Origin of the sequence: Pseudogemmobacter sp. W21_MBD1_M6 (genome assembly GCF_052119585.1) — a bacterium.
Taxonomy (GTDB): domain Bacteria; phylum Pseudomonadota; class Alphaproteobacteria; order Rhodobacterales; family Rhodobacteraceae; genus JBGQOJ01.
The window spans coordinates 24,650-46,862 of record NZ_JBGQOJ010000012.1; the positions used below are offsets into that span (position 1 = coordinate 24,650).

Below are 22,213 nucleotides of genomic sequence, written 5' to 3' on the forward strand. Positions count from 1 at the left end.
CGACGGGGGCGGTGCGCCGCCCCCTTCACCCGACCGATCAAGGGGGAGCGATCAGTTGAGAAAATTCCTGGGAAAGCGGGCCGGTGCCAGCGCCCTTTCATTGCTGGTGCTGATTGTGCTGGTGTTCTTTCTATCCCGTCTGACAGGCGACCCGACCGCGCTGTATCTGCCCGTTGATGCCAGCCTTGAAAGCCGCGAGCAGTTTCGGGAAATCAATGGCCTGAACGACCCGCTGCTGGTCCAGTTCGGCCGCTATGCCTGGGATGTTCTGCATCTTGATTTTGGCCAGTCGATCCGCAAGGCGCAGCCCGCGTTGGAGGTCGTCTTGCAGGCGTTCACATGGACCCTGACGCTGGCCGCCTTGACGATGGCCCTTGTGACCGTCGCCGCGATTATCGTCGGGTCGATTGCCGCATTTCAGGTTGGCAAGACGTTTGACCGGGTCGCGACCTTTGTGTCGCTGATCGGCGCGTCCGCCCCGGATTTCTGGATTGCCATCGTGGCGATCGTGCTGTTCTCGGTGAACCTTGGCTGGTTGCCGACCTCCGGCACGGGCTCGGTCTGGCACTGGGTGCTGCCGGTGTCCGTCCTGTTCATCCGGCCATTCGGGCTGATCCTTCAGGTGGTGCGCGGGTCGATGATTTCCGCGCTGTCCTCTGCCTATGTGAAAACCGCGCGGGCCAAAGGCGTGCGTGCGCGCCCGATCATCTTTATCCACGCCCTGCGCAACGCGATGCTGCCGGTGATCACGGTGATCGGCGATCAGGCGGCGGGTATGCTGAACGGCGCTGTCGTGGTCGAGACGATTTTCGGATTTCCCGGCGTTGGCAAGCTGATGATCGATTCCATCCTGCAACGGGATTTCACCGTTGTTCTGGCCGCCATCATGGTAACCGCGATTGCCATTTTCCTTATGAACCTGCTGATCGACATCGCCTATGCGGTGCTTGATCCCCGCATCCGGTATTAGGCAATGACAATGACTGACAGCACGACCCCTAAAACCGAAACCGTTTCCGCCACCCGCCAGATCTTGCGGATGCTGTGGAACGACAAGTTCGCCCTTGTCGCCGCAATCTTTCTTTGCGTCGTCGTCCTTTGCGCCATTCTGGGGCCATGGCTGCTGGATGACGCGGCGACCAAACAGAACCTGCGCGGGCGCAATTCCGCCGTTTTCGATGTGTCCCGCGGCTGGCTGTTTGTGCTGGGCGGCGATGCCCTTGGCCGGCCCTTGCTGGCGCGGATCATCGTGGCATCGCGCAATACGATGATGGTTGCCGCAGGCGCGGTCGCCATCTCGATGCTGGTTGGCAGCGCCCTTGGCCTGATCGCCGGATATTCGCGCACGCGGGCCAGCCAGATCATCCTGCGGCTGGCCGATGTCATCATGTCCTTTCCGTCACTTTTGCTGGCGGTGATCGTGCTTTACATGCTGTCGCCGTCGGTAGGGAATATCATTCTGGTTCTGGCGATCACACGCATACCGATCTATCTGCGCACGACGCGGGCAGAGGTGCTGGAGGTGCGCGAGCGGATGTTCGTTCAGGCCGCCCTTGTCATGGGCGCGTCGGACCGGCGGATCATTTTCCGGCATATCCTGCCGATGGTTCTGCCCACGTTGCTGACCATCGCCACGCTGGACTTTTCGTTCGTGATGCTTGCAGAATCCTCGTTGTCATTTCTGGGCATCGGCATCCAGCCGCCGGAAATCACATGGGGCCTGATGGTGGCGCAGGGGCGGCCCTATCTGACGAACGCATGGTGGCTGTCGTTCTGGCCGGGCCTTGCGATCATCCTGACAACCCTTAGCCTGAACCTTTTGTCGAACTGGATGCGCGTCGCGCTTGATCCGGTGCAGCGCTGGCGGCTGGAAATCGGAGGCAAGAAAAATGGCTGAACACCTGTTGGAAGTGCGCGACCTGTCGGTCGAGTTTCACACCGTGCATGGCATCGTTCCGGCGGTTCGAAATGTCAGCTGGTATCTGGACAAAGGCGAGACGCTGGCCATTCTGGGCGAAAGCGGATCGGGGAAATCGGTGTCCGCCTCGGCGATCATGAACCTGATCGACTGTCCCCCCGGGGACATCACCAGTGGTGAAATCCTGTATAACGGCGACGATCTGTTGCAGATGCCGAAAGAGGCCCGTCGCGCGATAAACGGTGCAAGGATCGCGATGATCTTTCAGGATCCGCTGGCGCATCTGAACCCCGTCTATACCGTCGGCTGGCAGATCATCGAGATGATGACGACCCACGGCATGCCCGCCCCGCAGGCCAAAGAACGGGCGCTTGAGCTGCTGAACCGCGTCGGTATTCCCGAACCGGAAATCCGCATGAACGCCTATCCGCACCAGTTTTCCGGCGGACAGCGGCAACGCCTGATGATCGCGATGGCACTGGCGTTCAAGCCCGACATCCTGATCGCGGACGAGCCGACAACCGCGCTTGACGTGACGGTGCAGGCGCAGATTCTGGAGCTGTTGAAAGAGTTGCAGCTGGAAACCGGGATGGGGCTTTTGCTGATCACCCATGATCTGGGTGTCGTTGCCGAAATCGCCGACCGCGTTGTGGTGATGAACGCCGGAGAGATCGTCGAGACCGGCGCTGCGGCACAGGTCTATGCCAACCCGCGCCACCCCTACACCAAACGCCTGATCGGGGCGGCCCCCGGCAAGGGCCAGATGGCGAGCACCGCCAGACCCCATGACGAGCCGCTGCTGCGGCTGGAGAATGTGGGCAAAACCTATGGCCAGTTCGACGCGCTGAAAGGCGCCAGCTTTTGCGTGATGGAGGGCGAGACGGTCGCGATTGTCGGCGAAAGCGGGTCCGGCAAATCGACACTGGCCAAGACCTTGTTGCGGCTGGAAGAGCCGACAGCGGGCGCCGCATTCTACAAGGGGCGCGATCTGTTCGCGATGTCCCCGAAAGAGATGTTCGCGATCCGCCGCGAGATTCAGATGGTGTTTCAGGACCCGGCGCAATCGCTGAACCCGCGCATGTCGGTCTATGACCTGGTCTCTGAGGCATGGGCGATCCACCCCGACATTCTGCCAAAGGAAAAGTGGCGCGACCGCGTGGCGGAACTGTTGATGCAGGTCGGCCTGACCGCAGAACACGCGCACCGCTATCCGCACCAGTTTTCCGGCGGCCAGCGTCAGCGGATCGCCATCGCGCGGGCGCTGGCGCTGGAACCCCGGCTGATCGTCTGCGACGAGGCCGTATCCGCGCTGGACGTGTCGATACAGGCGCAGGTGATCGAGCTGTTGGACGGTCTGCGCCGCGATCTGGGGCTGTCGTATATCTTTATCGCCCACGACCTGCCCGTGGTGCGTGATTTTGCCGACCGCGTGGTGGTGATGCAGGGGGGCCGCATTGTCGAGGAAGGCCCCGTGCGCCAGATTTTCGACGACCCCCGCGAAACCTATACCCGCGATCTGTTGGCGGCCAGCCTTGACCCCGATCCGGTGGTGCAGGCGGAACGCCGTGCGAACCGACGCAAGAAGGACCTGACCCCCGCATGAAACCCGACGTTCTTGTCTACTATCCGACCCGCGCCCGCCAGATGGAAATGCTGGAGGCCCGCTATACCTTGCACCGGCTGGACCTTGCCGCCGACCCCGACGCCCTGCTGGCAGAGGTCGGCCTCCGCTGCACCGCGATGGTGACCAACGGGCACCGCGTACTGGACCGCGCCTTGCTGGCAAAGCTGCCGAACCTGAAAATCGCCGCGTCCTCCAGTGCCGGATATGACACGATGGATGTCGCGGCCTGCACCGAGCATGGCGTGACCATCACCAACACCCCCGATGTGCTGACCGACGATGTCGCCGATATTGCGCTGCTGTTGCTGTTGGCGACGCGACGCAAATTGATCGTCGGGGATCGTTGGGTGCGGTCCGGCGACTGGGGCCGCAACGGGCCTCTGCCGCTGACCTCTGCGACCGCCGGCAAGCGTGTGGGTATTGTCGGCCTTGGCCGTATCGGCCGCGCGATTGCACATAGGTGCGAGGCGCTGCGGCTGGAGGTCGGATACACCGGACGCAGCCGAAAACCCGACACCGCGTATGCGTTCTTTCCCGATCTGGTCGAGTTGGCGCGCTGGTCCGACATATTGGTGATCGCGACAACCGGCGGCGCCGACACGCAGGCGCTGGTGGGGGCGGCGGCGATCGCGGCGCTGGGGCCGGAGGGCACGCTGATCAACATTGCACGCGGCACCGTGGTGGACGAACCCGCGATGATCGCGGCGTTGCAGTCGGGTGGGCTGGGGGCTGCGGGTCTTGATGTGTATCTGAACGAGCCGACCCCCGATCCGGCCTTTGCCGCAATGGACAACGTTGTTCTTTATCCGCACCATGCCTCGGGCACGTTCGAGACACGCAATGCGATGGCGCAGCTTGTAGTTGACAACCTGTCTGCATACTTCAGCGGCAAGCCTCTGTTGACGCCCGTCAACGGAGAGATCCAAAGGTAGCTGTTCCATGACATCGACATTCGGGTATTTTCGCTGGGCCTTTGCCATCACGGCATCGGGTCTGGTTCTGGCGTTCTGGCTTGGCTGGCAAACCACCGGCTCACTTGCGGGCGCCCTTTCTTTTCTGGTGATCGGGTCTGTGCTGGCCATGCTTGAAATTTCGTTGTCGTTCGACAATGCGATTGTCAATGCGAACAAGCTGAAAGATATGACGCCGCTGTGGCAGCGCCGGTTCCTGACATGGGGCATCCTGATTGCCGTGTTCGGGATGCGGATTGTGTTTCCGCTGTTGATCGTCGCGGTCGCGGCGCATATAGGGCCGATTGCGGCGGTGAAACTGGCGGCGACCAACCCCGCCGAATATTCTCGGATCATAGGCGAGGCGCATCTGTCGATTTCGGCGTTTGGCGGCACGTTCCTGATGATGGTCGGGCTGACCTATTTCGTGGACGAGGGCAAGGAGGTGGACTGGATCCGCGCGCTGGAACGCCGGTTGCGTCAATGCGCGTCTATCCGCGGGCTGGAAATCGGGTTTGTGCTGATCCTTGTGCTGGGCTTTGCAATGGCGCTGCCCGATGCGGACGCGCTGACCTTCCTGTTCGCGTCGCTGTTCGGGTTGCTGGCGTTTCTGGCGGTCGATATGCTGGGGCGCGTTCTGGACATGAGCGAAGAGGCGCGCGACGTGACGCGGGCCGGGGGCTTGGGCGCGTTTCTGTATCTGGAGGTGCTGGACGCGAGTTTCAGTTTCGACGGCGTGATCGGGGCCTTTGCCCTGACGCAGAACCTGTTCCTGATCGCGATCGGCCTGGGCATCGGGGCGATGTATGTGCGGTCAATGACGATCATGCTGGTCGAGCGAAAGACGCTGGCACAATTCCGCTATCTGGAACATGGTGCCTTCTATTCGATCCTTGCACTGTCGGTGATCATGTTCGCGCAATCCCTGCTTCATGTGTCAGAATTCGTGACGGGCACTCTCGGGGTCGGGCTGATTGGTCTCTCGCTTTGGTCCTCGATCAGTTACAATCGCAGGGCCGAAAACCTGTAGGCCATCGCGACCGCCCCTTTTGACCCGGAAATCATATGTTTGCTTCGGTCCCTTATTCGTCCCGCGGCCTTGCTCTTTCGCTGATCGCCGTTATGGCATTCGAGCTTTTGGCGCGGCTGACCGGGGTCGAGGTGTTCCGCTGGGTCGCCTGGGGCTGCGCGGGTCTGGTTGTGCTGGGCGCGCGCCGCCGTCTTGGCCTGCGCGAGGGCTATCTTTTGACCCTGTGCGTTGCACTTGTCGCCGTCGCGGTAACTCTTCATCCGGCCCCGGTCTCGGTCCTTGCATCGGCGCTGGACCAGGCCAGCTTTCTGATGGCGTTCATCCTGCTTCTGGGGCTCCTGCACGAGGCGGCGTCGACCTCTCCTTCGGTCGCGGCCTGTGGTGAGTATCTGACCCGCCAGCCCCCCGGCCGCAGGTATTACGCGTTGAACGCTGGCACGGCAGCGATGGCGGTTTTGTTCAACATCGGTGTTGTCAGTTTTCTGGTCCCGTTGATCCAGCGCGGCATTGAAACCGCGACGCCCGGTGATCCTCTGAACCCGATCCGCGAGCGGCGGCAGATTTCGGCGATGCTGCGCGGATTTGCGTGGTGCGTCGTCTGGTCGCCCACCGCGATTGCGCCGCTTGCCTTGGTCGAACTGATCCCCGGCACCAACCGCCAATTGTGGATTTTTCTTGGACTGGCGCTGTTCGTGGGGGTGATGTTTCTGGGCGCGTTAGAGGACATGTGGCGGTTTCGGTCCTACAGGCCGGCGATTGTGCGGCAGGCGCCGCTGTTCCCGACGGGGGCCTATCTGCGGTTCGCGATGGCCTGCGTCTGGCTGTTCGCGATGACGGGCGCGGTGGCGTGGCTTGCCGGGGACACGATCATTTTCGGGTTGATGGTGTCTTGTCCTGTCATGCTGGTCGGCTGGATCGTGGCCCAACAGGGCGGGGCTGGACCGGCAGAGCGTCGCGCGGCCCTGTCGCGCCTGTCGGGCATCGCCTTCGAGAACCTGCCAAAAGCGGCCCCCGTTGCCGTGACCCTTGCCTGTTCCGGTTTTGTGGGCCGTGCCGCTGCCGCCCTTATCCCCGCGCAAAGCGTTGCTGCCGTGCTGGGGCTGGACGCGATGCCGGATTTCGTCTTGCTGTCGATTCTGCCTGTCGCATTGTCGGTGTTCAGCCTTTTGGCGCTTAGCCCGATCATGATGGCGGTGTTTTTCGGAAGCCTGTTCGGCAGCCTTCCGGTTATGCCAGCCGATCCGACATTGATCGCCCTGTCGATTTCCTGCGGCTGGGCGGTGTCGATGACGTTTTCACCCTTTGCCACGGTGGTGTTGCTGACCAACCGCGTCGGCGGCATTCCCGGACGAACACTGACCTGGGGCTGGAACCTAGGGTTTTCGGCTGCCGTGGTGCTGGCGCTAGTGCCGGTGTTCTGGGTGTTGACGGGCGGGCAATAGACGGATCAGCCGGTCTTGAAAAAGTCCGGGTATTTTGCCTTAAGCTGGTCCACGCGGCTGACCGTCTGGCTAAGGTGCTGGCGGATCGCGGCAACGGCGGCTTCGGGGTCGCGCGCCTCCAAAGCGGCGACAATAATCTTGTGATCCTCGACGATCCGCTTGATCTTGCCTTCGCCCGGCAGATCCAGTCGCCGCACCCGGTTCAGGTGACCGGACTGGGCCCGCAGGACCGCGTGCAATCCGGCCTGACCGGCGCCGGCCATCAGGGTCTGGTGGAACACCTCGTCAAGTTCCTGGAAACTGGTGATTTCGTCGGGATTTCCCGCCAGCGCCTCTTGCATCATGATGATGGTTTTCAGGCGGCTTAAAACCGTGTCGGGGCAGTGTTGCGCAAGGTGGCGCAGGATTTCGGCCTCGACCGCGACGCGCAGGAAATGCGCCTCGTGGATTTGATCGGCGTCGATGCGGGTGACGATGGTGCGCGACTGCGGATAGATTCTGACCAACCCTTCCGCCTCAAGGCGTTGCATCGCCTCGCGGACGGGGGTCTGGCTGACATCGTATTGCTTTGCCAGTTCCGTGCGCGACAGGACCGCGTCCGGCGGCAGCTGCAAACTGATGATGCGCTGGCGCAGGTGATCAAAGGTGCGGGACACGGCAGAAACACCCGCCGACGATCTGTCTGCGTCGCCAAACCGGTCCATAACTGTCGCAATCGGGTTGCCCATATTCATCATGCCCATTCCCTACATCAGCCAGAGCCAAGATCAAGCCCCCACGCCATTTTCAATATAGGGTAGAAAATCGTTTGCGACAACTAAAACACTAATATATAAGAACGTCATCACCAGAGGGCGGTGCGCGTTCCGGTGGAAAACCATAATCAGGAATGTCTGGGAGGACGTCATGAAAAACAACGGGTTCAAAGGATTTGCCAAAGCTGCAGTTGCCGCAGTTGTGCTGGGAATCGCCACTGCTGCCGCAGCGGATGCCAAGACGCTGAAGGTGCAGACAAGCTCGACCGCCAGCCATTTTACCCTGGCATTTCTGAACGAGAACTGGGTGCCGAAGCTGAAAGAAATGACCGGCGGATCGCTGGAAATCGAATTTCTGCCCATCGGCGCCGTTGTTCCCCATCGCGAAACACCCGAGGCCGTGGCCATGGGCATCCTTGACGGTGACCTGACGTCGATCAACTATTTCGCCGGCAAAGATGCAGCATTCGCGTTGATGGGCGACCTGATTGCGGGCTACGACAGTGCCGACCAGATCCAGACATTCTGTGCCAACGGCGGCGGCAAAGAGATGCTGCAAAAGCTGTATGATGCCTATGTTCCCGGCATCCATGTGGTCGGTTGCGGCGCTTACGCCCGCGAGGCGTTCGTGTCCAAGGTGCCGATCCGCGGCGTTGCGGATTTCAAGGGTATCAAGGTCCGCTCGCCCGAGGGTCTTGCCGCTGACGTGTTCAGGCGCGCCGGTGCGGCCCCAGTGTCGTTGCCCGGCTCCGAGGTTTACACCTCGTTGGAAAAGGGCGTGATCGACGCGGCTGACAACTCTGCCTACGCGAACAATGACGCAAACGGTCTGCACAAGGTTGCCAAATTCCCGATCTTCCCCGGCATCCATTCGACCCCGATCCTTCAGTTCACTGTGTCGCAGTTGGCATGGGACGCGATGACACCCGCAGAGCGCACCTCGCTGGAGGTCTGGTATGTCGCGGCCTACAACGACATGCGCCGTGTGGTTGACATGGAAGACCGCGCATTGGTCGCCCGTGACAAGGCGGCAGGCGATATCGAAGTGATCGACTGGCCACAGGAAGACCGCGATGCGTTCCGCGTTATCGCCGTGGACGCATGGGAGGCCTTTGCCGCCTCTTCCGATCTGGCCAAGGAAACCTACACCGCGCACATCGACTTTATGAAAACGGCCGGTTTGCTGAAGTAATCCGCCACCGACCGCGCCCCAAGCCGGGCGCGGTCACCCGCCTGCCGGAGCGACCCGATCCGGCGCGAAATTCAACTTCAGATAGTCGGACCGCGACGCTGCGCCTTGCAGGTGCACCGCAATGATCCAGAGGGCCAGGCCATGTCTAACGACACCATGACCATTGACGACGCCAGCATAGACCTTGCTGCAGACGATCCGCTTCACGAAGGGAACGGACCCGCTGCCGGGGACTATACAATCATTGACCATATCAGCCATTTCTCTGGCCTGGCAATTTCGGTCATCTACATATTTGCGGCTGGGGCCACCTTGTGGGAGGTCGTCGCGCGGTATGCGTTCGATGCGCCAACGCTTTGGGCATTCGAACTTGTGATGGTATTGTGCGCTACCGCCTGGATGGGGTCTGCGGGCTACATCACAATGAAAGAGCGCCACATCGGGATCACCGTATTCCATTCTATCGCCACCCCCAAGGTGCGCTGGTGGCTTGATGTGTTTGCGGCCATCGTCGGGGTTATCGCGCTGTTCCTCTTGCTGGCGGATGCCAGCCACCGCGCCTATCTGTCCATCGCGATGATCGAGCGCACCGGATCGGCGTTCAACGCGCCGATGCCGATGATGCTGAAATCGGCGCTGATGGTCGGTGGGTTCATGTATCTTGCGCAGTTGACGGTAAACCTGCACCGGCTGGCGACAGGCGCGTGGCGGATGGTCGTCAAGGGCACCGCCCTGCTGATGGTCATCTACTTTGTCTCGGCGCTTTTGGCCTTTGTCATGGGCGCGGACAGCGCGGCGGGCATGCTGTCGGGTTGGTTCAGCGGCATCGGCGCGGCGCTTGACCCCAGCCCCGCGCTGGACATGCGCAGTCACTCGCTTGGCTTCATCTCGTTGATCATGGTGCTGATCCTTGTCGCGCTGATGATGACGGGTATGCCCCTTGGCATTGTGACGCTGATCGTCTCTGTCATCATGGCGGTGGCGTTCTTTGGCCCGCGCGGTCTGTACCTTGTCTCGACCAATGCTGCGGGTCTGCTGGAGCATTACTCGCTGGTTGCGATCCCGTTCTTTGTACTGATGTCCGCCATTCTGGAACGCGCGGGCATTGCCGAAGATCTGTTCGATGCGATGTCGATCTTTGCCGGAAACCTGCGCGGTGGCGTCGCGGTTCAAACTGTCGTTGTGGCGGTCATTCTGGCGGCGATGTCCGGGGTGATGGGCGGAGAGATCGTGATGCTGGGCCTTGTGGCGCTGCCGCAGATGTTCCGCCTTGGCTATGACCGCAAGCTGACCATCGGCCTGATCTGCGCATCCGGTGCGCTGGCCACGCTGATCCCGCCGTCGATCATCATGATCGTTTACGGGCTGTCAGCCGAAGTCGGCATCGGCGATCTGTTCATGGCGGGTGCCGTTCCGGGCATGATGCTGGCGGTGTTCTACGCGGTTTATGTGTTGATCCGTGTGAACCTGAACCACTCGCTTGCGCCGACGGCGGCAGAGGTGGCGCAGATCACCGGCGTTGAAAACAAACTGAGCCGCGAGCGTATGATCGCGGTCGTCATGTGCGTCATCCTGATCGCCAGTGTGATGGGGTCGATCTATGCCGGTATCGCATCGGTCACCGAATCCGCCGCGCTTGGCGTGGTCGGGTCGATCTTTGTGGCGGCGGTGCGCAACCAGTTCAAATGGTCGGTCCTGCAACCCGCGCTGGTCGGGTCGATGGCCACGGTCGGCACGATCATCTGGCTGGTGCTGGGGGCGGTGTCTTTCGTCGGCATCTTCAACCTTGTCGGTGGCGGGCAGTATATGCGCGACATCTTCCTTGGGCTGGGTCTGTCGGCGATGGGCACCATCATCCTGATGATGGCGGTTCTGGTCGTTCTGGGCACGTTCATGGAATGGATCGCGATCGTCTTTATCACGGTTCCGGTTTTCGCCCCCGTGGTGGTCACTTTGGCCCCCGAACTGGGGCTGACGCCGGATCAGGCAAAGATCTGGTTCGGCATCCTGTTCGTGATGAACATCCAGATCTACTTCCTGTCGCCGCCCTTTGGGCCCGCCTGTTTCTGGTTGAAATCCGTCGCCCCCAAGGACGTGACCCTGCAAGAGATCTTCATGGCGGTTCTGCCCTTTATCGCGATCCAGATTTTCGGTCTGTTCCTTGTCGTGATGTTCCCGCAAATCGCACTGTGGCTTCCCGAAGCTCTGGCACACTAAGGAGAATTCCAATGATTGGACGCGACAGCAACGATGACATGAACGGCTACGGCCTTTGGCCCTATGTGGCGGGGGTCTGCATCGCCGGCGCCATCATCTTCATCATGTTCTATTTTGCGAAAAGTATCGGATAAGCGTTATGAAAAAGGAATACAAAGACCTGCGCTCTGCACGGTGGATGGCACCCGATGACCTGCGGTCGTTCGGCCACCGGTCCCGCACCATGCAGATGGGTTTTGGCCCTGAAGACTGGGAGGGCAAGCCGATCATCGCCGTGATCAACACCTGGTCCGAGGCCCAGCCCTGCCATATGCATTTTCGCGACCGCGCCGAATGGGTGAAACGCGGCATCCTGCAACGGGGCGGTTTCCCGATGGAGCTGCCAGCGCTGTCGCTGTCCGAGAATTTCGTGAAACCGACGACAATGCTGTACCGCAACCTGCTGGCGATGGAGGTCGAGGAACTGCTGCGCAGCCATCCGATCGACGGCGCGGTTCTGATGGGCGGCTGTGACAAGACGACCCCCGGTCTGGTGATGGGCGCGGTCAGCATGGGCATTCCCTTTGTCTATCTTCCCGCCGGCCCGATGCTGCGCGGGAACTACGCGGGGCAGGTGCTGGGGTCTGGCACCGACGGGTTCAAATACTGGGACGAACGCCGCGCGGGCACCATATCAAAGGAACAGTGGACCGGCATCGAGGGCGGCATCGCCCGCAGCTATGGCCACTGCATGACGATGGGCACCGCCAGCACGATGACCGCAATCGCCGAGGCGATGGGGCTGACGCTGCCCGGTGCGTCGTCCATTCCCGCCGCCGATGCGAACCACCAAAGGATGAGCGCGGAATGTGGCCGCCGCATCGTCGAGATGGTCTGGGACGATCTGACCCCCGACAAGATCATCACCCGCGAGGCGGTGGACAATGCCGTGACCGTCGCGATGGCCACCGGCTGTTCCACCAACGCCATCATCCACCTGATCGCCATGGCCCGCCGCGCCGGTATCCCGCTGGAACTGGACGACCTTGACCGCATCGGCCGCACGACGCCCGTGCTGGCCAATGTGCGGCCCTCGGGCAAGGGTTACCTGATGGAGGACTTCTTTTACGCGGGCGGGCTGCGCGCCCTGATGAAACAGATCGAGCCAAAGCTGAGCCCGAAGGCGATTACCGTCACCGGCCGGCCATTGGTCGAAGGTCTGGACGCCGTGCAGGTCTTCAATGACGACGTGATCCGCCCGCTGTCCAATCCCGTGTACCACGAGGGAAGCCTTGCGGTGCTGAAGGGCAATCTGTGCCCGGACGGCGCGGTGATAAAGCCCGCCGCCTGTGATCCGAAGTTCCACAAACACAGCGGTCCCGCATTGGTGGCGAACAGCTACGCCGAGATGAAAACCATCATCGACGACCCCGATTATCCGATGACGCCCGACACGGTTCTGGTGCTGCGCAACGCGGGGCCGCAGGGTGGGCCGGGGATGCCGGAATGGGGCATGATCCCGATGCCGAAGGCGCTGTTGAAAGACGGTCACCGCGATATGGTGCGCCTGTCGGATGCGCGGATGTCGGGCACGTCCTTTGGGGCCTGTGTGCTGCATGTGGCGCCAGAGGCCTATATCGGCGGGCCGCTGGCGCTGCTGAAAACCGGCGATATCGTCGAGCTGGACATCCCGAACCGCAGCCTGAACATGGTGGTTGATGCGGCGGAACTGGCAACGCGCCGCGCGGCCTGGGTTGCCCCCGAACCGCGCTATGAACGTGGCTACGGCCAGATGTTCGGCAAGCATATCGAGCAGGCCGACAAGGGCTGCGACTTTGACTTTTTGCGGTCCGATTTCGGCGGACCAACACCCGAACCCGCGATCAACTGAGGGCCTCATGCAACGTAAACGACTGATCGCTGCCAATCCTCCGGCTGCGGGCCTTGCCCGTGGTGTGGCCAGCAAGGACCGCATAAGCGGCATCACCATCTCGCATGTCGTGGTGCCGCTGAGCGGCGAAATTTCGGATGCCAAGGTTCTGACAGGGCGGCAGAAACCCCTGACCACGACCGATATCCTGCTGGTCGAAATGACCAGCGATGACGGCTTCGACGGCATGGGGTTTTCCTATACCCTGCGCGTCGGCGGACCTGCGATGTTCGCCTATGCCGCCGAGATCGGCGACAGCCTGCTGGGCGAGGATCCGAACGATATCTCGCGGCTTTGGTCGATGCTTGCCTGGCGCGGCGCCTCTATCGGGCGGTCGGGTCTGGCAAACGAGGTGATTGCCGCCTTCGACAGCTGCCTGTGGGATATGAAGGCCCGCCGCGCCGGGCTGCCGCTGGCCAAGCTGTTGGGGGCGCACCGCGATTCCGTCAGAGTTTACAATACGTCTGGGCAATATCTGTCGTCTACGGTCGAGCAGATGAAAGAGGCCGCCGCCGCGTCGTTCGCGCGGGGGATCGGCGGGATCAAGGTCAAGATCGGCCAGCCCGACCCGATGGAGGATCTGGCCCGCCTTGACGCGCTGCGCAGCCATCTGGGCGACGCCGTGCCGATGATGATCGACGCCAACCAGCAATGGGACCGCCCGACCGCGATGCGCTTTGGCAAGATCGTGGATGACATGGGGTTCGTGTTTATCGAAGAGCCGCTGGATGCCCGCGATTATGAAGGTCACGGCGAACTGGCGCGTGCGCTGTCCACGCCCATTGCCACCGGCGAGATGCTGACCAGCGTCGAGGAAGTGGCGCAACTGATTGCGGCGGGTGGCGCGGATATATTGCAGGCCGATGCGCCCCGTATCGGGGGGATCACGCCGTTTCTGAAGGTGATGAACCTGGCCGAGGCGGCGCGGATCAACCTTGCCCCGCATATGGTCATGGAACAGCACCTGCATCTGGCGGCGGCCTTTCCGACGGAACCCTGGGTCGAGCATTTCGAATGGCTTGAACCGCTGTTCAACGAACGCCTGCATATCGAAGGCGGGCGGATGCATATCGCAGACCGCCCCGGTCTTGGCTTTACCGTGTCGCAGGAGGCACGCGGCTGGACCAAATCCAAAACGACTTTGGGCAAACGGCCCTGAAAGGATACATGATGAATCCCGATACCCGTGAAAAACTGATGGGCGTTTCTGTCGCGACACTGGCGACGGCGTTGTTCAAGCGCGGTCTGCGCAATCAGGTCATACAGGATGTGCGCCCGGTTGCCCGCAAGGGCCGCAATATGGTCGGCCCCGCCTTTACCCTGCGCTATATGCCCGCCCGCGAGGACCGCAACACGCTGGCAGAGTTCCGCAACCCGATGCACCCGCAGCGTCAGGCGGTCGAGCAATGCCCCGCCGGGTCGATCCTTGTGATGGACAGCCGCAAGGATGCGCGCGCGGCATCCAGCGGCGATATTCTGATCACCCGCCTGATGGTACGCGGGGGGGCCGGTGTTGTCACCGATGGCGGCTTCCGCGACAGCATGGTGATCGGCGCACTGGACATTCCCGCCTATCACAGCCGCCCGTCCAGCCCGACGAACCTGACCCTGCACGAGGCAATCGAGATCAACGGCCCGATCGGCTGCGGCGATGCGGCGGTCTTTCCCGGTGATATTGTTGTGGGCGACGACGACTCTGTGATCGTGATCCCCGCCGGTATCGCGGACGAGATCGCCACCGAGGCGGTCGAGATGACAGCCTACGAGGATTTCGCCGTCGAGCAGGTCAAGGCGGGTCAGTCGATCATCGGGCTTTACCCTGCGACGGACGAAAGCAATCTGGATCGCTTTGCCGAATGGCGCAAGGCGAACGGCCGCTAATAGGACAACGACATGTATATCGGTGAACAGATCATCAACCCCTCTGCCGACCGGCTGCGTCTGTCGACGCAGTTGGGGGTGGAACGCGTGGTGCTGGACACGCGCCCGAACACCCGGCTTGAAGGGCCGGATGGCCATTGGGACGCTGATAAGGTCGCGCAGTATCGCCGCTGGATCGAAGGCTTCGGTCTTGGGGTGGAATGTATCTCGCTTGATCTTGGATCGTTCCTTTTGGATTGCGTGCACGAGCCGGAACGGGCAACGGCGCGGGCGGCCAAGATGCGCGCCGATATCCGTGCGGCGTCTGCGGGCGGGCTGGAGATGCTGAAATACAACGTCCAGATGGTTGGCATCACCCGCACGGGTCGGCGGCGCGGTCGCGGGGGTGTGCTGGAAAGCGCGTTTCGCGCGGTGGACTATTCCCCCGAGGGCGACAGGGCGCACAGCTATTGGGGCGTCGGCCATCCGGGTGGCGGGGCCAGGGGCGCCGACATTGCCGTGAACGCCACCGGCACGACAGAGGCGCTGGGTCAGGTCATGGCGACAGACATTCCCGGCCTGTCGGAACCGCAGGTCTGGTCGGCGCTGACCCGTCTTGTCGAAGAGATCGTGCCCACCGCCGAACAGGTCGGCCTGCGGCTTGCCGGTCATCCCCATGATCCGGCCTATCCCAAGGGGGGGCTGAACGGCGTTGAACATGTCGTCGGCTCTATCGAAGGGATGGAACGGTTTTTGGACCTTGCCCCTGCAAGTGCGGTGCACGGGATCAATTTCTGTCAGGGCACGGTTGCGGAAATGGCCACCGACCCGAACCCCTACGTTATGGATGCGATCCGCCGGATTGGCGGGCGCAACCGGATATTCATGGTCCATTTCCGCAACATCAAAGGCGGCTATTGCGACTTTTCCGAATGTTTTCCGGACGAGGGCGATGTGGACATGGCCGAGGCGGTGCGCACCTACCGCGCCGTCGGCTACAGCGGTATTTTGTGCCCCGACCATGTTCCGGCCTCTGATCTGGACACAGCGCGCGAACGGTTTTTCGCCTTCGCGCTTGGCTACACACGCGGACTATTACAGGCAGTATGATCATGACCCAGACAGACCAGAAATCCCCCGTTATCCGGCTTGATGCCGCCGACAATGTCGTGGTCGCCAGAGAGCCGATCGCCGTGGGCACGCTGATTGCGACAGAGGGCGTCACAACCCTGCAAGAGGTGCCGCTGGGCCACAAGATTGCCACGCGTCCGATCAAAAAGGGCGAGGCGATCAAGAAATACAATACCACCATCGGCTTTGCCTCGGAAGATCTGGTGCCCGGCACCTGGTTGCACAGCCACAACGTGCTGATGGACGATTTCCAGAAAGACTATCGCTATACGCAGGATTACCTGCCGACGACCCTGTTGCCAGAGGACGAGCGGGCGCAGTTCATGGGCTATCACCGCGCCGATGGCCGCGTTGGAACGCGCAACTACATCGGGCTGTTCATCACCGTGAATTGCTCTGCCACGGTGGCGCGCAAGATCAGCCAGTATTTCGACGAAGAGCGTATGGCAGAGTATCCCAACGTTGACGGCGTCGTCGCCTTTGTGCACCAGCAGGGCTGCGGCATGGAAATGACCGGAGAGCCGATGGACCTGCTGCGCCGCACGTTGGCGGGGTACATCCGGCACCCCAATACGGCCGGCGCGCTGGTCTGCTCATTGGGCTGCGAGCGTAACAACCTTGGCGTTTTCATGGAAGAACAAAGCCTTGCAACCGGCAAGATGCTGCACACCGTGACGATGCAACACGCGGGCGGCACCGCCGCCGCGATCGAGGAAGGCAAAAAGATCATCCGCGAGATGCTGGTCGAGGCGAACAAGATGGTCCGCCAGCCCGCCCCGGCAAGCCATATCATGGTGGGTCTGCAATGCGGTGGCTCTGACGGGTTTTCGGGCCTGTCGGCGAACCCGTCGCTGGGCAAGGCGGTCGATATTCTGGTGCGCCACGGCGGCACTGCGATCCTGTCGGAAACGCCGGAACTTTACGGCGTCGAACATACGCTGACCGCCCGCGCCAAAACCGAAGCCGTCGGTCAGAAGTTCATCGAGCGGATCAACTGGTGGCTGGAATACAACCGTGGCCGCGACACGCAGATCAACGGGCGTGTGTCGCCCGGAAACAACGCGGGCGGTCTGGCCAATATCATCGAAAAATCATTGGGCGGGTCGAAAAAGGGCGGCAGCAGCGGCATCAACGAGGTCTACCATTACGCCGAACCGGTCACCGAACATGGCCTCGTGATCATGGACACCCCCGGCTATGATCCGGTGTCCGCCACGGGCCAGATCGCGGGTGGCGCGAACCTGATCGCCTTTACCACCGGGCGCGGGTCCTGCTTTGGGTCGCTTCCGGCGCCAACGATCAAGCTGGCGACCAACACGCCGATGTACGGGCGCATGACCGGAGACATGGACATCAACTGTGGCCCCGTGATCGACGGCGACAAGACGCTGGATGAAATGGGCGAGGTGATCTTTGCCAAGTTTCTGGAAATCGCATCGGGCGTGAAAACCAAATCAGAGGCGCTTGGCGTCGGCGAAGAGGAATTCGCGCCATGGCAGATCGGGGTTTTGGCATGACCAGAAGCGACCCTGTCGCGGTGCCGCAGGCGACGCTTGAACGGCTGAAAAAATGCGGGCAGGGCACCCTGACCACGCAGATGTTCCGCCGAGGTTACCGGCAACAGTTCATGGTCGGGCTAACGCCGCTGAACAAGGCCGCCGGTCGCTTTGCCGGCGAGGCATTCACCCTGCGGTTCATCCCCAGCCGCGAGGACAAGGACTGGGATCTGGGCGACCTGAAGAAGCGCGGCGCGGACAATGTGCAATGGGAAGCCGTCGAGGCGATAGGGGCCGGACAGGTTCTGGTGATCGACAGCCGCAACGACGTGCGCGCGGCCTCGGCCGGGAATATGCTGATGACGCGGATGATGCGCAAAGGCGTGGCTGCGGCGATCACCGACGGGGCGTTCCGCGACGGGACAGAGATTTCCGCGATGGATTTCCCCGCCTATTGCCGCGCCAATGTCGCCAGCACCCGCCCGTCCTATCACCGTGCCATCGACATGCAGCAGCCCATCGCCTGCGCCGAAGTGGCGGTGTATCCCGGCGATATCATCGTCGGGGACAGCGACGGCGTCACAGTCATTCCGCGGCATCTGGCCGAAGATGTGGCCAACACCGCCTATGATCAGGAACTGCGCGAGGCGTTTTTGTTCACGAAGATCGACGCGGGTGGCAGCCTTTGGGGCAATTACCCCGCCAGTGACGAAACACTGGCCGAGTTCGAGGCATGGAAAACCGCAGGGGGCACGCTATGACCCGGGCCGCCAGAGCAGAGCGCCTGATCCGCCACTATTTCGACATGTGCAATGCGGGCGACCGTCAGGGGTTGATCGACTGTTTCACGCCTGACGGGGTTCACTATTTCCCACCGGGATTGCCTGGCGCACCGTGGCGCGGGGCGGCGGCAATTGCCGATGGCTGGGTCTGGTGCGTGCAGAACATGGGGTCGAAATGGACCATCGAAAAGGTGCTCTGCGATGCCTCTGGGCGCGAGGCGGTGATCGAATGGACCCACTGGAAAACAAAGCTGAACGAGGCATTGCGCGGCGACGAGTGGTATATTTTCAACGATGACATCACGAAAATCACCGAGATCCGCGCCTATTACGCCAGCCCGGTGAACAAGGCCGATGCGGTGAACAAACTGCACGGGTTCGACTATGGCGGGCGCGGCTATCACATGGCACCGCCGGTCGTAGACGGGCGCGACTGACCATTGCGGCAAAGACGGAAATTCTGGAAGGAAAACGCATGACTTTTACACCACATGGACGCCATTTGATTGCCGGAAACTGGATCGCGGGCGAGGCGGTCTTTACCTCCAGCCCCGCGCATGGGCCCGCGCATGATTATGCTGTCGGAACACCGGCGCATGTCGATGCGGCCTGTCAGGCGGCAGAGGATGCCTTCTGGTCCTACGGCTATTCCAGCCGCGCGGATCGTGCCGCTCTGCTGAACCGCATTGCCGACGAGATCGAGGCCCGCGCCGAGGCCATCACCGAGATCGGCACGCAGGAAACCGGCCTGCCCGTGGGCCGCTTGCAGGGCGAACGAGGCCGCACCACCGGCCAGCTGCGCCTGTTCGCAACCCACATTCTTGACGGCGATTATCTGGATCGGCGCGTTGATGCGGCCTTGCCCGACCGGCAACCTGCGCCGCGCCCCGAAATCCGCCTGATGCAGCGCCCGATCGGCCCGGTTGCCGTGTTCGGTGCGTCGAACTTTCCGCTGGCCTTTTCAACGGCGGGCGGCGACACGGCGGCTGCGCTGGCGGCGGGGTGTCCTGTTGTCGTCAAAGGCCATTCGGCCCACCCCGGCACCGGCGAAATCGTGGCCGAGGCCATTCATGCGGCGATTACCGCGCTGGGGATGCACCCCGGCATTTTCAGCCTGATCCAGGGCGGTCGCCGCGATGTCGGCACCGGCCTTGTGCAGCACCCGTTGATCAAGGCGGTCGGGTTCACCGGAAGCCTTGCAGGAGGCCGCGCCCTGTTCGACCTGTGTGCCAGCCGCCCCGAACCGATCCCGTTCTTCGGCGAGCTGGGCAGCGTCAACCCGATGTTCCTGCTGCCTGCCGCCCTGTCCGCACGCAGCGCACAGATCGGCACAGGCTGGGCCGGATCGCTGACGATGGGCGCGGGCCAGTTCTGCACCAACCCCGGTATCGCGGTTGTGCTGGACGGGCCAGAGGCCGACGCCTTTGCCGCCGCCGCCCGCGAGGGTCTGGCACAGGTCGGGCCGCAAACCATGCTGACCGACGGCATGGCACAGGCCTACCGCGACGGGCGTGACCGGATCGCGGGATCGGCGGGCGTGCGCGAACTGCTGACTTCGGTCTGCGATATGCGCAACGCCACCCCCTATCTGTTCGAGACGACCGGCCACGACTGGCTGGGCAATCACGATCTGGGGGAGGAGGTCTTTGGCCCGCTTGGCCTGATCGTGCGCGTCGCTGACATGGCTGAAATGGCCCAGGTTGCGCGCAGTCTGCAAGGTCAGTTGACCTGCACGCTGCATATGGATGCGGACGACACCGGCGCCGCCCGTGACCTGATGCCAATTCTGGAACGCAAGGCGGGGCGCGTTCTTGCCAACGGGTTCCCGACCGGCGTCGAGGTGTGTGATGCGATGGTGCATGGCGGGCCTTATCCGGCCTCGACCAACTTCGGTGCGACCAGCGTCGGCACCATGGCGATCCGGCGTTTTTTGCGCCCGGTCAGCTATCAAAACATTCCCGAGGGCGTTTTGCCCGACGATCTTCACTGAACAACAGCGGGCGGAGCTGCGCGCACCGTCCCTTTTCCCAAAGGATAGACCATGATTACCCCGAACGACCTGAAATCCATCATCCGCACCGGTCTGCTTTCGTTTCCGGTGACGCCCTTCGATGCGGACGACAATTTCAACGCAACCGCGTTTTCCGAACATCTGGAATGGCTGTCGGCCTATCCGGTTGCCGGCCTGATTGTCGCGGGCGGCACGGGCGAGCTGTTCTCGTTGACCCCCGCCGAGGTTGTCGAGGTGGTGCGCACCGCCAAGGCGCAGGCCGGCGATGCGCCGATCCTTGCGGGCTGCGGCTATGGCACGAAAATGGCCTGCCAGATGGCGAAAGAGATCGAGGCGGCGGGCGGTGACGGCATCCTGTTGCTGCCGCATTACCTGATCGGCGCACCGCAGGACGGGATAGAGGCGCATATCCGCGCTGTCTGCAACGCGACCAATATGGGCGTGATTGTCTACAACCGGGGCGCCAGCCGCGTGACCGCCGAGGCGCTGGAGCGTTTGGCGAACGATTGCCCCAACTTGATCGGGTTCAAGGATGGCACCGGCGATATCGACACCGTGCGCCGTGTGACGATCAAGATGGGCGACCGCCTGTCCTACATTGGCGGCATGCCCACGCACGAGCTGTTCGCGCAGGCCTATCGCGGTGCCGGCATGGCGACCTATTCGTCGGCGGTGTTCAACTTTGTGCCCGAAACGGCGCTGGCCTTTCACGCGGCGTTCATCGCGGGCGATGATGCCACCTGCGACGCGATGCTGCGCGATTTCTACTACCCGTTCGCCGCGATCCGCGACCGCAAAACCGGCTATGCCGTGTCTGCGGTCAAATCGGGCGTGCGGATGCGCGGCTTTGCGTCGGGCAAAGTTCGCACGCCGTTGATGGACCTGACCGAAGATGAGGACGCGATGATGCGCGCCCTGATCGCCGGACGAGGCTGATAAATGGTCTTTCCCGTCGCCGTTCTGGAACCGATGAATGCCGGAATGCAGGCAAAGGTCAGGACGGCGGCGGGGCCTGATCTGGACCTTCGGTTCACCGCCAGCGCCGCTGCCGCCGATATGGCGGCGGTGCTGGCGGATGTGGAATTCGCCGTGGTGCGTGCGGTGGCCTTGCCCGCCGCGCTGCTTGGCCACGCCCCGAACCTGCGCCTGATCCATCAATGGGGCACCGGCACTGACGGCATCCCTGTGTCCGAGGCGCGCGCGCGGGGCATTCAGGTGGCCCGCAGCCCCGGCCTGAACGCGCCGACGGTGGCCGATCTTGCGCTTGGTCTGATGCTGGCCGTCGCGCGCCGCATCCCGCAGACCGACGCCGGTGTGCGGGCAGGCGCCTGGGCCCCTGATGCGCTGTGGGATCAAGCGTTCGATCTGTGCGAGGCCAGGGTTGGCCTTGTCGGGTTCGGCGCGATCGGACAGATGGTGGCCAACCGGCTTGCCGGTTTTGGCGCGACTGTCAGCTATACGCGCGCGTCTGGTCCTGTGGCGGGATGCGATCTGACCTACGCGCCGCTGGACGCCCTGCTGGCCGGCTCCGACGTGGTCAGTCTGCATGTGCCGCTGACGCCCGACACGCGCAACCTGATCAACGCCACGCGTCTGGCGGCGATGAAACCGGGTGCCATCCTGATCAACACCTCGCGGGGCGGGCTGGTGGACGAGGCAGCGCTTGCCGCAGCACTTGCCAGCGGGCATCTGGGTGGCGCCGGACTTGACGTTTTTGCGACAGAACCTTTGGCCGACGACAGCCCGCTGCGCGACATCGACAGCCTTGTCATGCTGCCGCATGTCGGGGGGCGGACCCGTCACAACCTTGACCGGATGGTCGGGCATTGGGCCGGAAACATCCGCATCTTCGCCCAAGGTGGCCAGATTACCGCGGCAAATCTGGTCTGACCGGAC

20 protein-coding genes are annotated in these 22,213 nt (G+C 62.4%); 19 read left to right on the forward strand and 1 reads right to left on the reverse strand.

Annotated elements, in window-relative coordinates:
• Positions 1-55 precede the first annotated feature (55 nt).
• From ACEN2R_RS12925 to ACEN2R_RS12950, 6 genes are read left to right on the forward strand one after another with little or no spacing between them, the layout of a single operon-like run.
• Positions 56-970 (forward strand): ABC transporter permease, encoded by a 915-nt coding sequence (locus tag ACEN2R_RS12925; protein ID WP_442042827.1) that lies wholly within the window; start codon positions 56-58, stop codon positions 968-970.
• A gap of 9 nt (positions 971-979) precedes the next feature.
• Complete coding sequence (locus tag ACEN2R_RS12930) at positions 980-1,897, forward strand: ABC transporter permease (protein WP_442042829.1); 918 nt, start codon at positions 980-982, stop codon at positions 1,895-1,897.
• On the forward strand, positions 1,890-3,521 hold the full coding sequence (locus ACEN2R_RS12935; protein ID WP_442042831.1) for an ABC transporter ATP-binding protein: 1,632 nt from the start codon (positions 1,890-1,892) through the stop codon (positions 3,519-3,521). The genes ACEN2R_RS12930 and ACEN2R_RS12935 overlap by 8 nt, the downstream gene beginning before the upstream one ends.
• Positions 3,518-4,474, forward strand: a complete 957-nt coding sequence (locus tag ACEN2R_RS12940; protein WP_442042833.1) for a 2-hydroxyacid dehydrogenase — start codon at positions 3,518-3,520, stop codon at positions 4,472-4,474. The genes ACEN2R_RS12935 and ACEN2R_RS12940 overlap by 4 nt, the downstream gene beginning before the upstream one ends.
• A gap of 7 nt (positions 4,475-4,481) precedes the next feature.
• Positions 4,482-5,522, forward strand: coding sequence for a DUF475 domain-containing protein (locus tag ACEN2R_RS12945; protein WP_442042834.1), 1,041 nt, complete (start codon positions 4,482-4,484; stop codon positions 5,520-5,522).
• Between the two features lie 35 nt (positions 5,523-5,557).
• A complete protein-coding gene (locus ACEN2R_RS12950) occupies positions 5,558-6,964 on the forward strand; it encodes a hypothetical protein (protein WP_442042836.1) in 1,407 nt (468 codons plus the stop codon).
• 5 nt (positions 6,965-6,969) lie between these two features.
• Here ACEN2R_RS12950 and ACEN2R_RS12955 read toward each other — a convergent pair whose 3' ends face one another.
• Entirely contained in the window at positions 6,970-7,701 is a 732-nt protein-coding gene (locus tag ACEN2R_RS12955) for a GntR family transcriptional regulator (RefSeq protein WP_442042838.1), read from the reverse strand.
• A gap of 169 nt (positions 7,702-7,870) precedes the next feature.
• Between ACEN2R_RS12955 and ACEN2R_RS12960 the strand changes: the two genes are divergently transcribed.
• From ACEN2R_RS12960 to ACEN2R_RS13020, 13 genes are all read left to right on the forward strand, one after another.
• Entirely contained in the window at positions 7,871-8,911 is a 1,041-nt protein-coding gene (locus tag ACEN2R_RS12960; RefSeq protein ID WP_442042840.1) for a TRAP transporter substrate-binding protein, read from the forward strand.
• 141 nt (positions 8,912-9,052) lie between these two features.
• Positions 9,053-11,128 (forward strand): TRAP transporter large permease subunit, encoded by a 2,076-nt coding sequence (locus ACEN2R_RS12965; protein WP_442042842.1) that lies wholly within the window; start codon positions 9,053-9,055, stop codon positions 11,126-11,128.
• An 11-nt stretch (positions 11,129-11,139) separates the two neighbouring features.
• A complete protein-coding gene (locus tag ACEN2R_RS12970) occupies positions 11,140-11,262 on the forward strand; it encodes a dihydroxy-acid dehydratase (protein WP_442042844.1) in 123 nt (40 codons plus the stop codon).
• 5 nt (positions 11,263-11,267) lie between these two features.
• The gene (gene araD, locus ACEN2R_RS12975) at positions 11,268-12,998 is read left to right on the forward strand and encodes an L-arabinonate dehydratase (protein WP_442042846.1); all 1,731 of its coding nucleotides are present in this window, start codon (positions 11,268-11,270) and stop codon (positions 12,996-12,998) included.
• A 7-nt stretch (positions 12,999-13,005) separates the two neighbouring features.
• Entirely contained in the window at positions 13,006-14,196 is a 1,191-nt protein-coding gene (locus ACEN2R_RS12980) for an L-talarate/galactarate dehydratase (protein WP_442042848.1), read from the forward strand.
• Between the two features lie 11 nt (positions 14,197-14,207).
• A complete protein-coding gene (locus tag ACEN2R_RS12985) occupies positions 14,208-14,918 on the forward strand; it encodes a ribonuclease activity regulator RraA (protein WP_442042968.1) in 711 nt (236 codons plus the stop codon).
• 12 nt (positions 14,919-14,930) lie between these two features.
• Positions 14,931-16,007 (forward strand): mannonate dehydratase, encoded by a 1,077-nt coding sequence (locus ACEN2R_RS12990; protein ID WP_442042850.1) that lies wholly within the window; start codon positions 14,931-14,933, stop codon positions 16,005-16,007.
• Between the two features lie 2 nt (positions 16,008-16,009).
• On the forward strand, positions 16,010-17,545 hold the full coding sequence (locus ACEN2R_RS12995) for a UxaA family hydrolase (RefSeq protein ID WP_442042852.1): 1,536 nt from the start codon (positions 16,010-16,012) through the stop codon (positions 17,543-17,545).
• The gene (locus ACEN2R_RS13000; RefSeq protein WP_442042854.1) at positions 17,542-18,285 is read left to right on the forward strand and encodes a ribonuclease activity regulator RraA; all 744 of its coding nucleotides are present in this window, start codon (positions 17,542-17,544) and stop codon (positions 18,283-18,285) included. The genes ACEN2R_RS12995 and ACEN2R_RS13000 overlap by 4 nt, the downstream gene beginning before the upstream one ends.
• Positions 18,282-18,743: a nuclear transport factor 2 family protein gene (locus tag ACEN2R_RS13005; RefSeq protein WP_442042856.1), complete on the forward strand. Its 462-nt coding sequence runs from the start codon at positions 18,282-18,284 to the stop codon at positions 18,741-18,743. Before ACEN2R_RS13000 ends, ACEN2R_RS13005 begins: the two co-directional genes overlap by 4 nt.
• Before the next feature lie 38 nt (positions 18,744-18,781).
• Positions 18,782-20,296, forward strand: coding sequence for an aldehyde dehydrogenase (NADP(+)) (locus ACEN2R_RS13010; RefSeq protein ID WP_442042858.1), 1,515 nt, complete (start codon positions 18,782-18,784; stop codon positions 20,294-20,296).
• A gap of 54 nt (positions 20,297-20,350) precedes the next feature.
• The gene (locus ACEN2R_RS13015; protein WP_442042970.1) at positions 20,351-21,253 is read left to right on the forward strand and encodes a 5-dehydro-4-deoxyglucarate dehydratase; all 903 of its coding nucleotides are present in this window, start codon (positions 20,351-20,353) and stop codon (positions 21,251-21,253) included.
• Between the two features lie 3 nt (positions 21,254-21,256).
• Positions 21,257-22,207, forward strand: coding sequence for a 2-hydroxyacid dehydrogenase (locus tag ACEN2R_RS13020; protein WP_442042860.1), 951 nt, complete (start codon positions 21,257-21,259; stop codon positions 22,205-22,207).
• The last annotated feature ends 6 nt before the right edge of the window (positions 22,208-22,213 follow it).

Coding starts and splice junctions, on each gene's coding strand:
- ACEN2R_RS12930 (WP_442042829.1), top strand. CDS start 980: ATGACTGACAGCACGACCCCTAAAACCGAAACCGTTTCCGCCACCCGC.
- ACEN2R_RS12935 (WP_442042831.1), top strand. CDS start 1,890: ATGGCTGAACACCTGTTGGAAGTGCGCGACCTGTCGGTCGAGTTTCAC.
- ACEN2R_RS12940 (WP_442042833.1), top strand. CDS start 3,518: ATGAAACCCGACGTTCTTGTCTACTATCCGACCCGCGCCCGCCAGATG.
- ACEN2R_RS12945 (WP_442042834.1), top strand. CDS start 4,482: ATGACATCGACATTCGGGTATTTTCGCTGGGCCTTTGCCATCACGGCA.
- ACEN2R_RS12950 (WP_442042836.1), top strand. CDS start 5,558: ATGTTTGCTTCGGTCCCTTATTCGTCCCGCGGCCTTGCTCTTTCGCTG.
- ACEN2R_RS12955 (WP_442042838.1), bottom strand. CDS start 7,701: ATGATGAATATGGGCAACCCGATTGCGACAGTTATGGACCGGTTTGGC.
- ACEN2R_RS12960 (WP_442042840.1), top strand. CDS start 7,871: ATGAAAAACAACGGGTTCAAAGGATTTGCCAAAGCTGCAGTTGCCGCA.
- ACEN2R_RS12965 (WP_442042842.1), top strand. CDS start 9,053: ATGTCTAACGACACCATGACCATTGACGACGCCAGCATAGACCTTGCT.
- ACEN2R_RS12970 (WP_442042844.1), top strand. CDS start 11,140: ATGATTGGACGCGACAGCAACGATGACATGAACGGCTACGGCCTTTGG.
- araD (WP_442042846.1), top strand. CDS start 11,268: ATGAAAAAGGAATACAAAGACCTGCGCTCTGCACGGTGGATGGCACCC.
- ACEN2R_RS12980 (WP_442042848.1), top strand. CDS start 13,006: ATGCAACGTAAACGACTGATCGCTGCCAATCCTCCGGCTGCGGGCCTT.
- ACEN2R_RS12985 (WP_442042968.1), top strand. CDS start 14,208: ATGAATCCCGATACCCGTGAAAAACTGATGGGCGTTTCTGTCGCGACA.
- ACEN2R_RS12990 (WP_442042850.1), top strand. CDS start 14,931: ATGTATATCGGTGAACAGATCATCAACCCCTCTGCCGACCGGCTGCGT.
- ACEN2R_RS12995 (WP_442042852.1), top strand. CDS start 16,010: ATGACCCAGACAGACCAGAAATCCCCCGTTATCCGGCTTGATGCCGCC.
- ACEN2R_RS13000 (WP_442042854.1), top strand. CDS start 17,542: ATGACCAGAAGCGACCCTGTCGCGGTGCCGCAGGCGACGCTTGAACGG.
- ACEN2R_RS13005 (WP_442042856.1), top strand. CDS start 18,282: ATGACCCGGGCCGCCAGAGCAGAGCGCCTGATCCGCCACTATTTCGAC.
- ACEN2R_RS13010 (WP_442042858.1), top strand. CDS start 18,782: ATGACTTTTACACCACATGGACGCCATTTGATTGCCGGAAACTGGATC.
- ACEN2R_RS13020 (WP_442042860.1), top strand. CDS start 21,257: ATGGTCTTTCCCGTCGCCGTTCTGGAACCGATGAATGCCGGAATGCAG.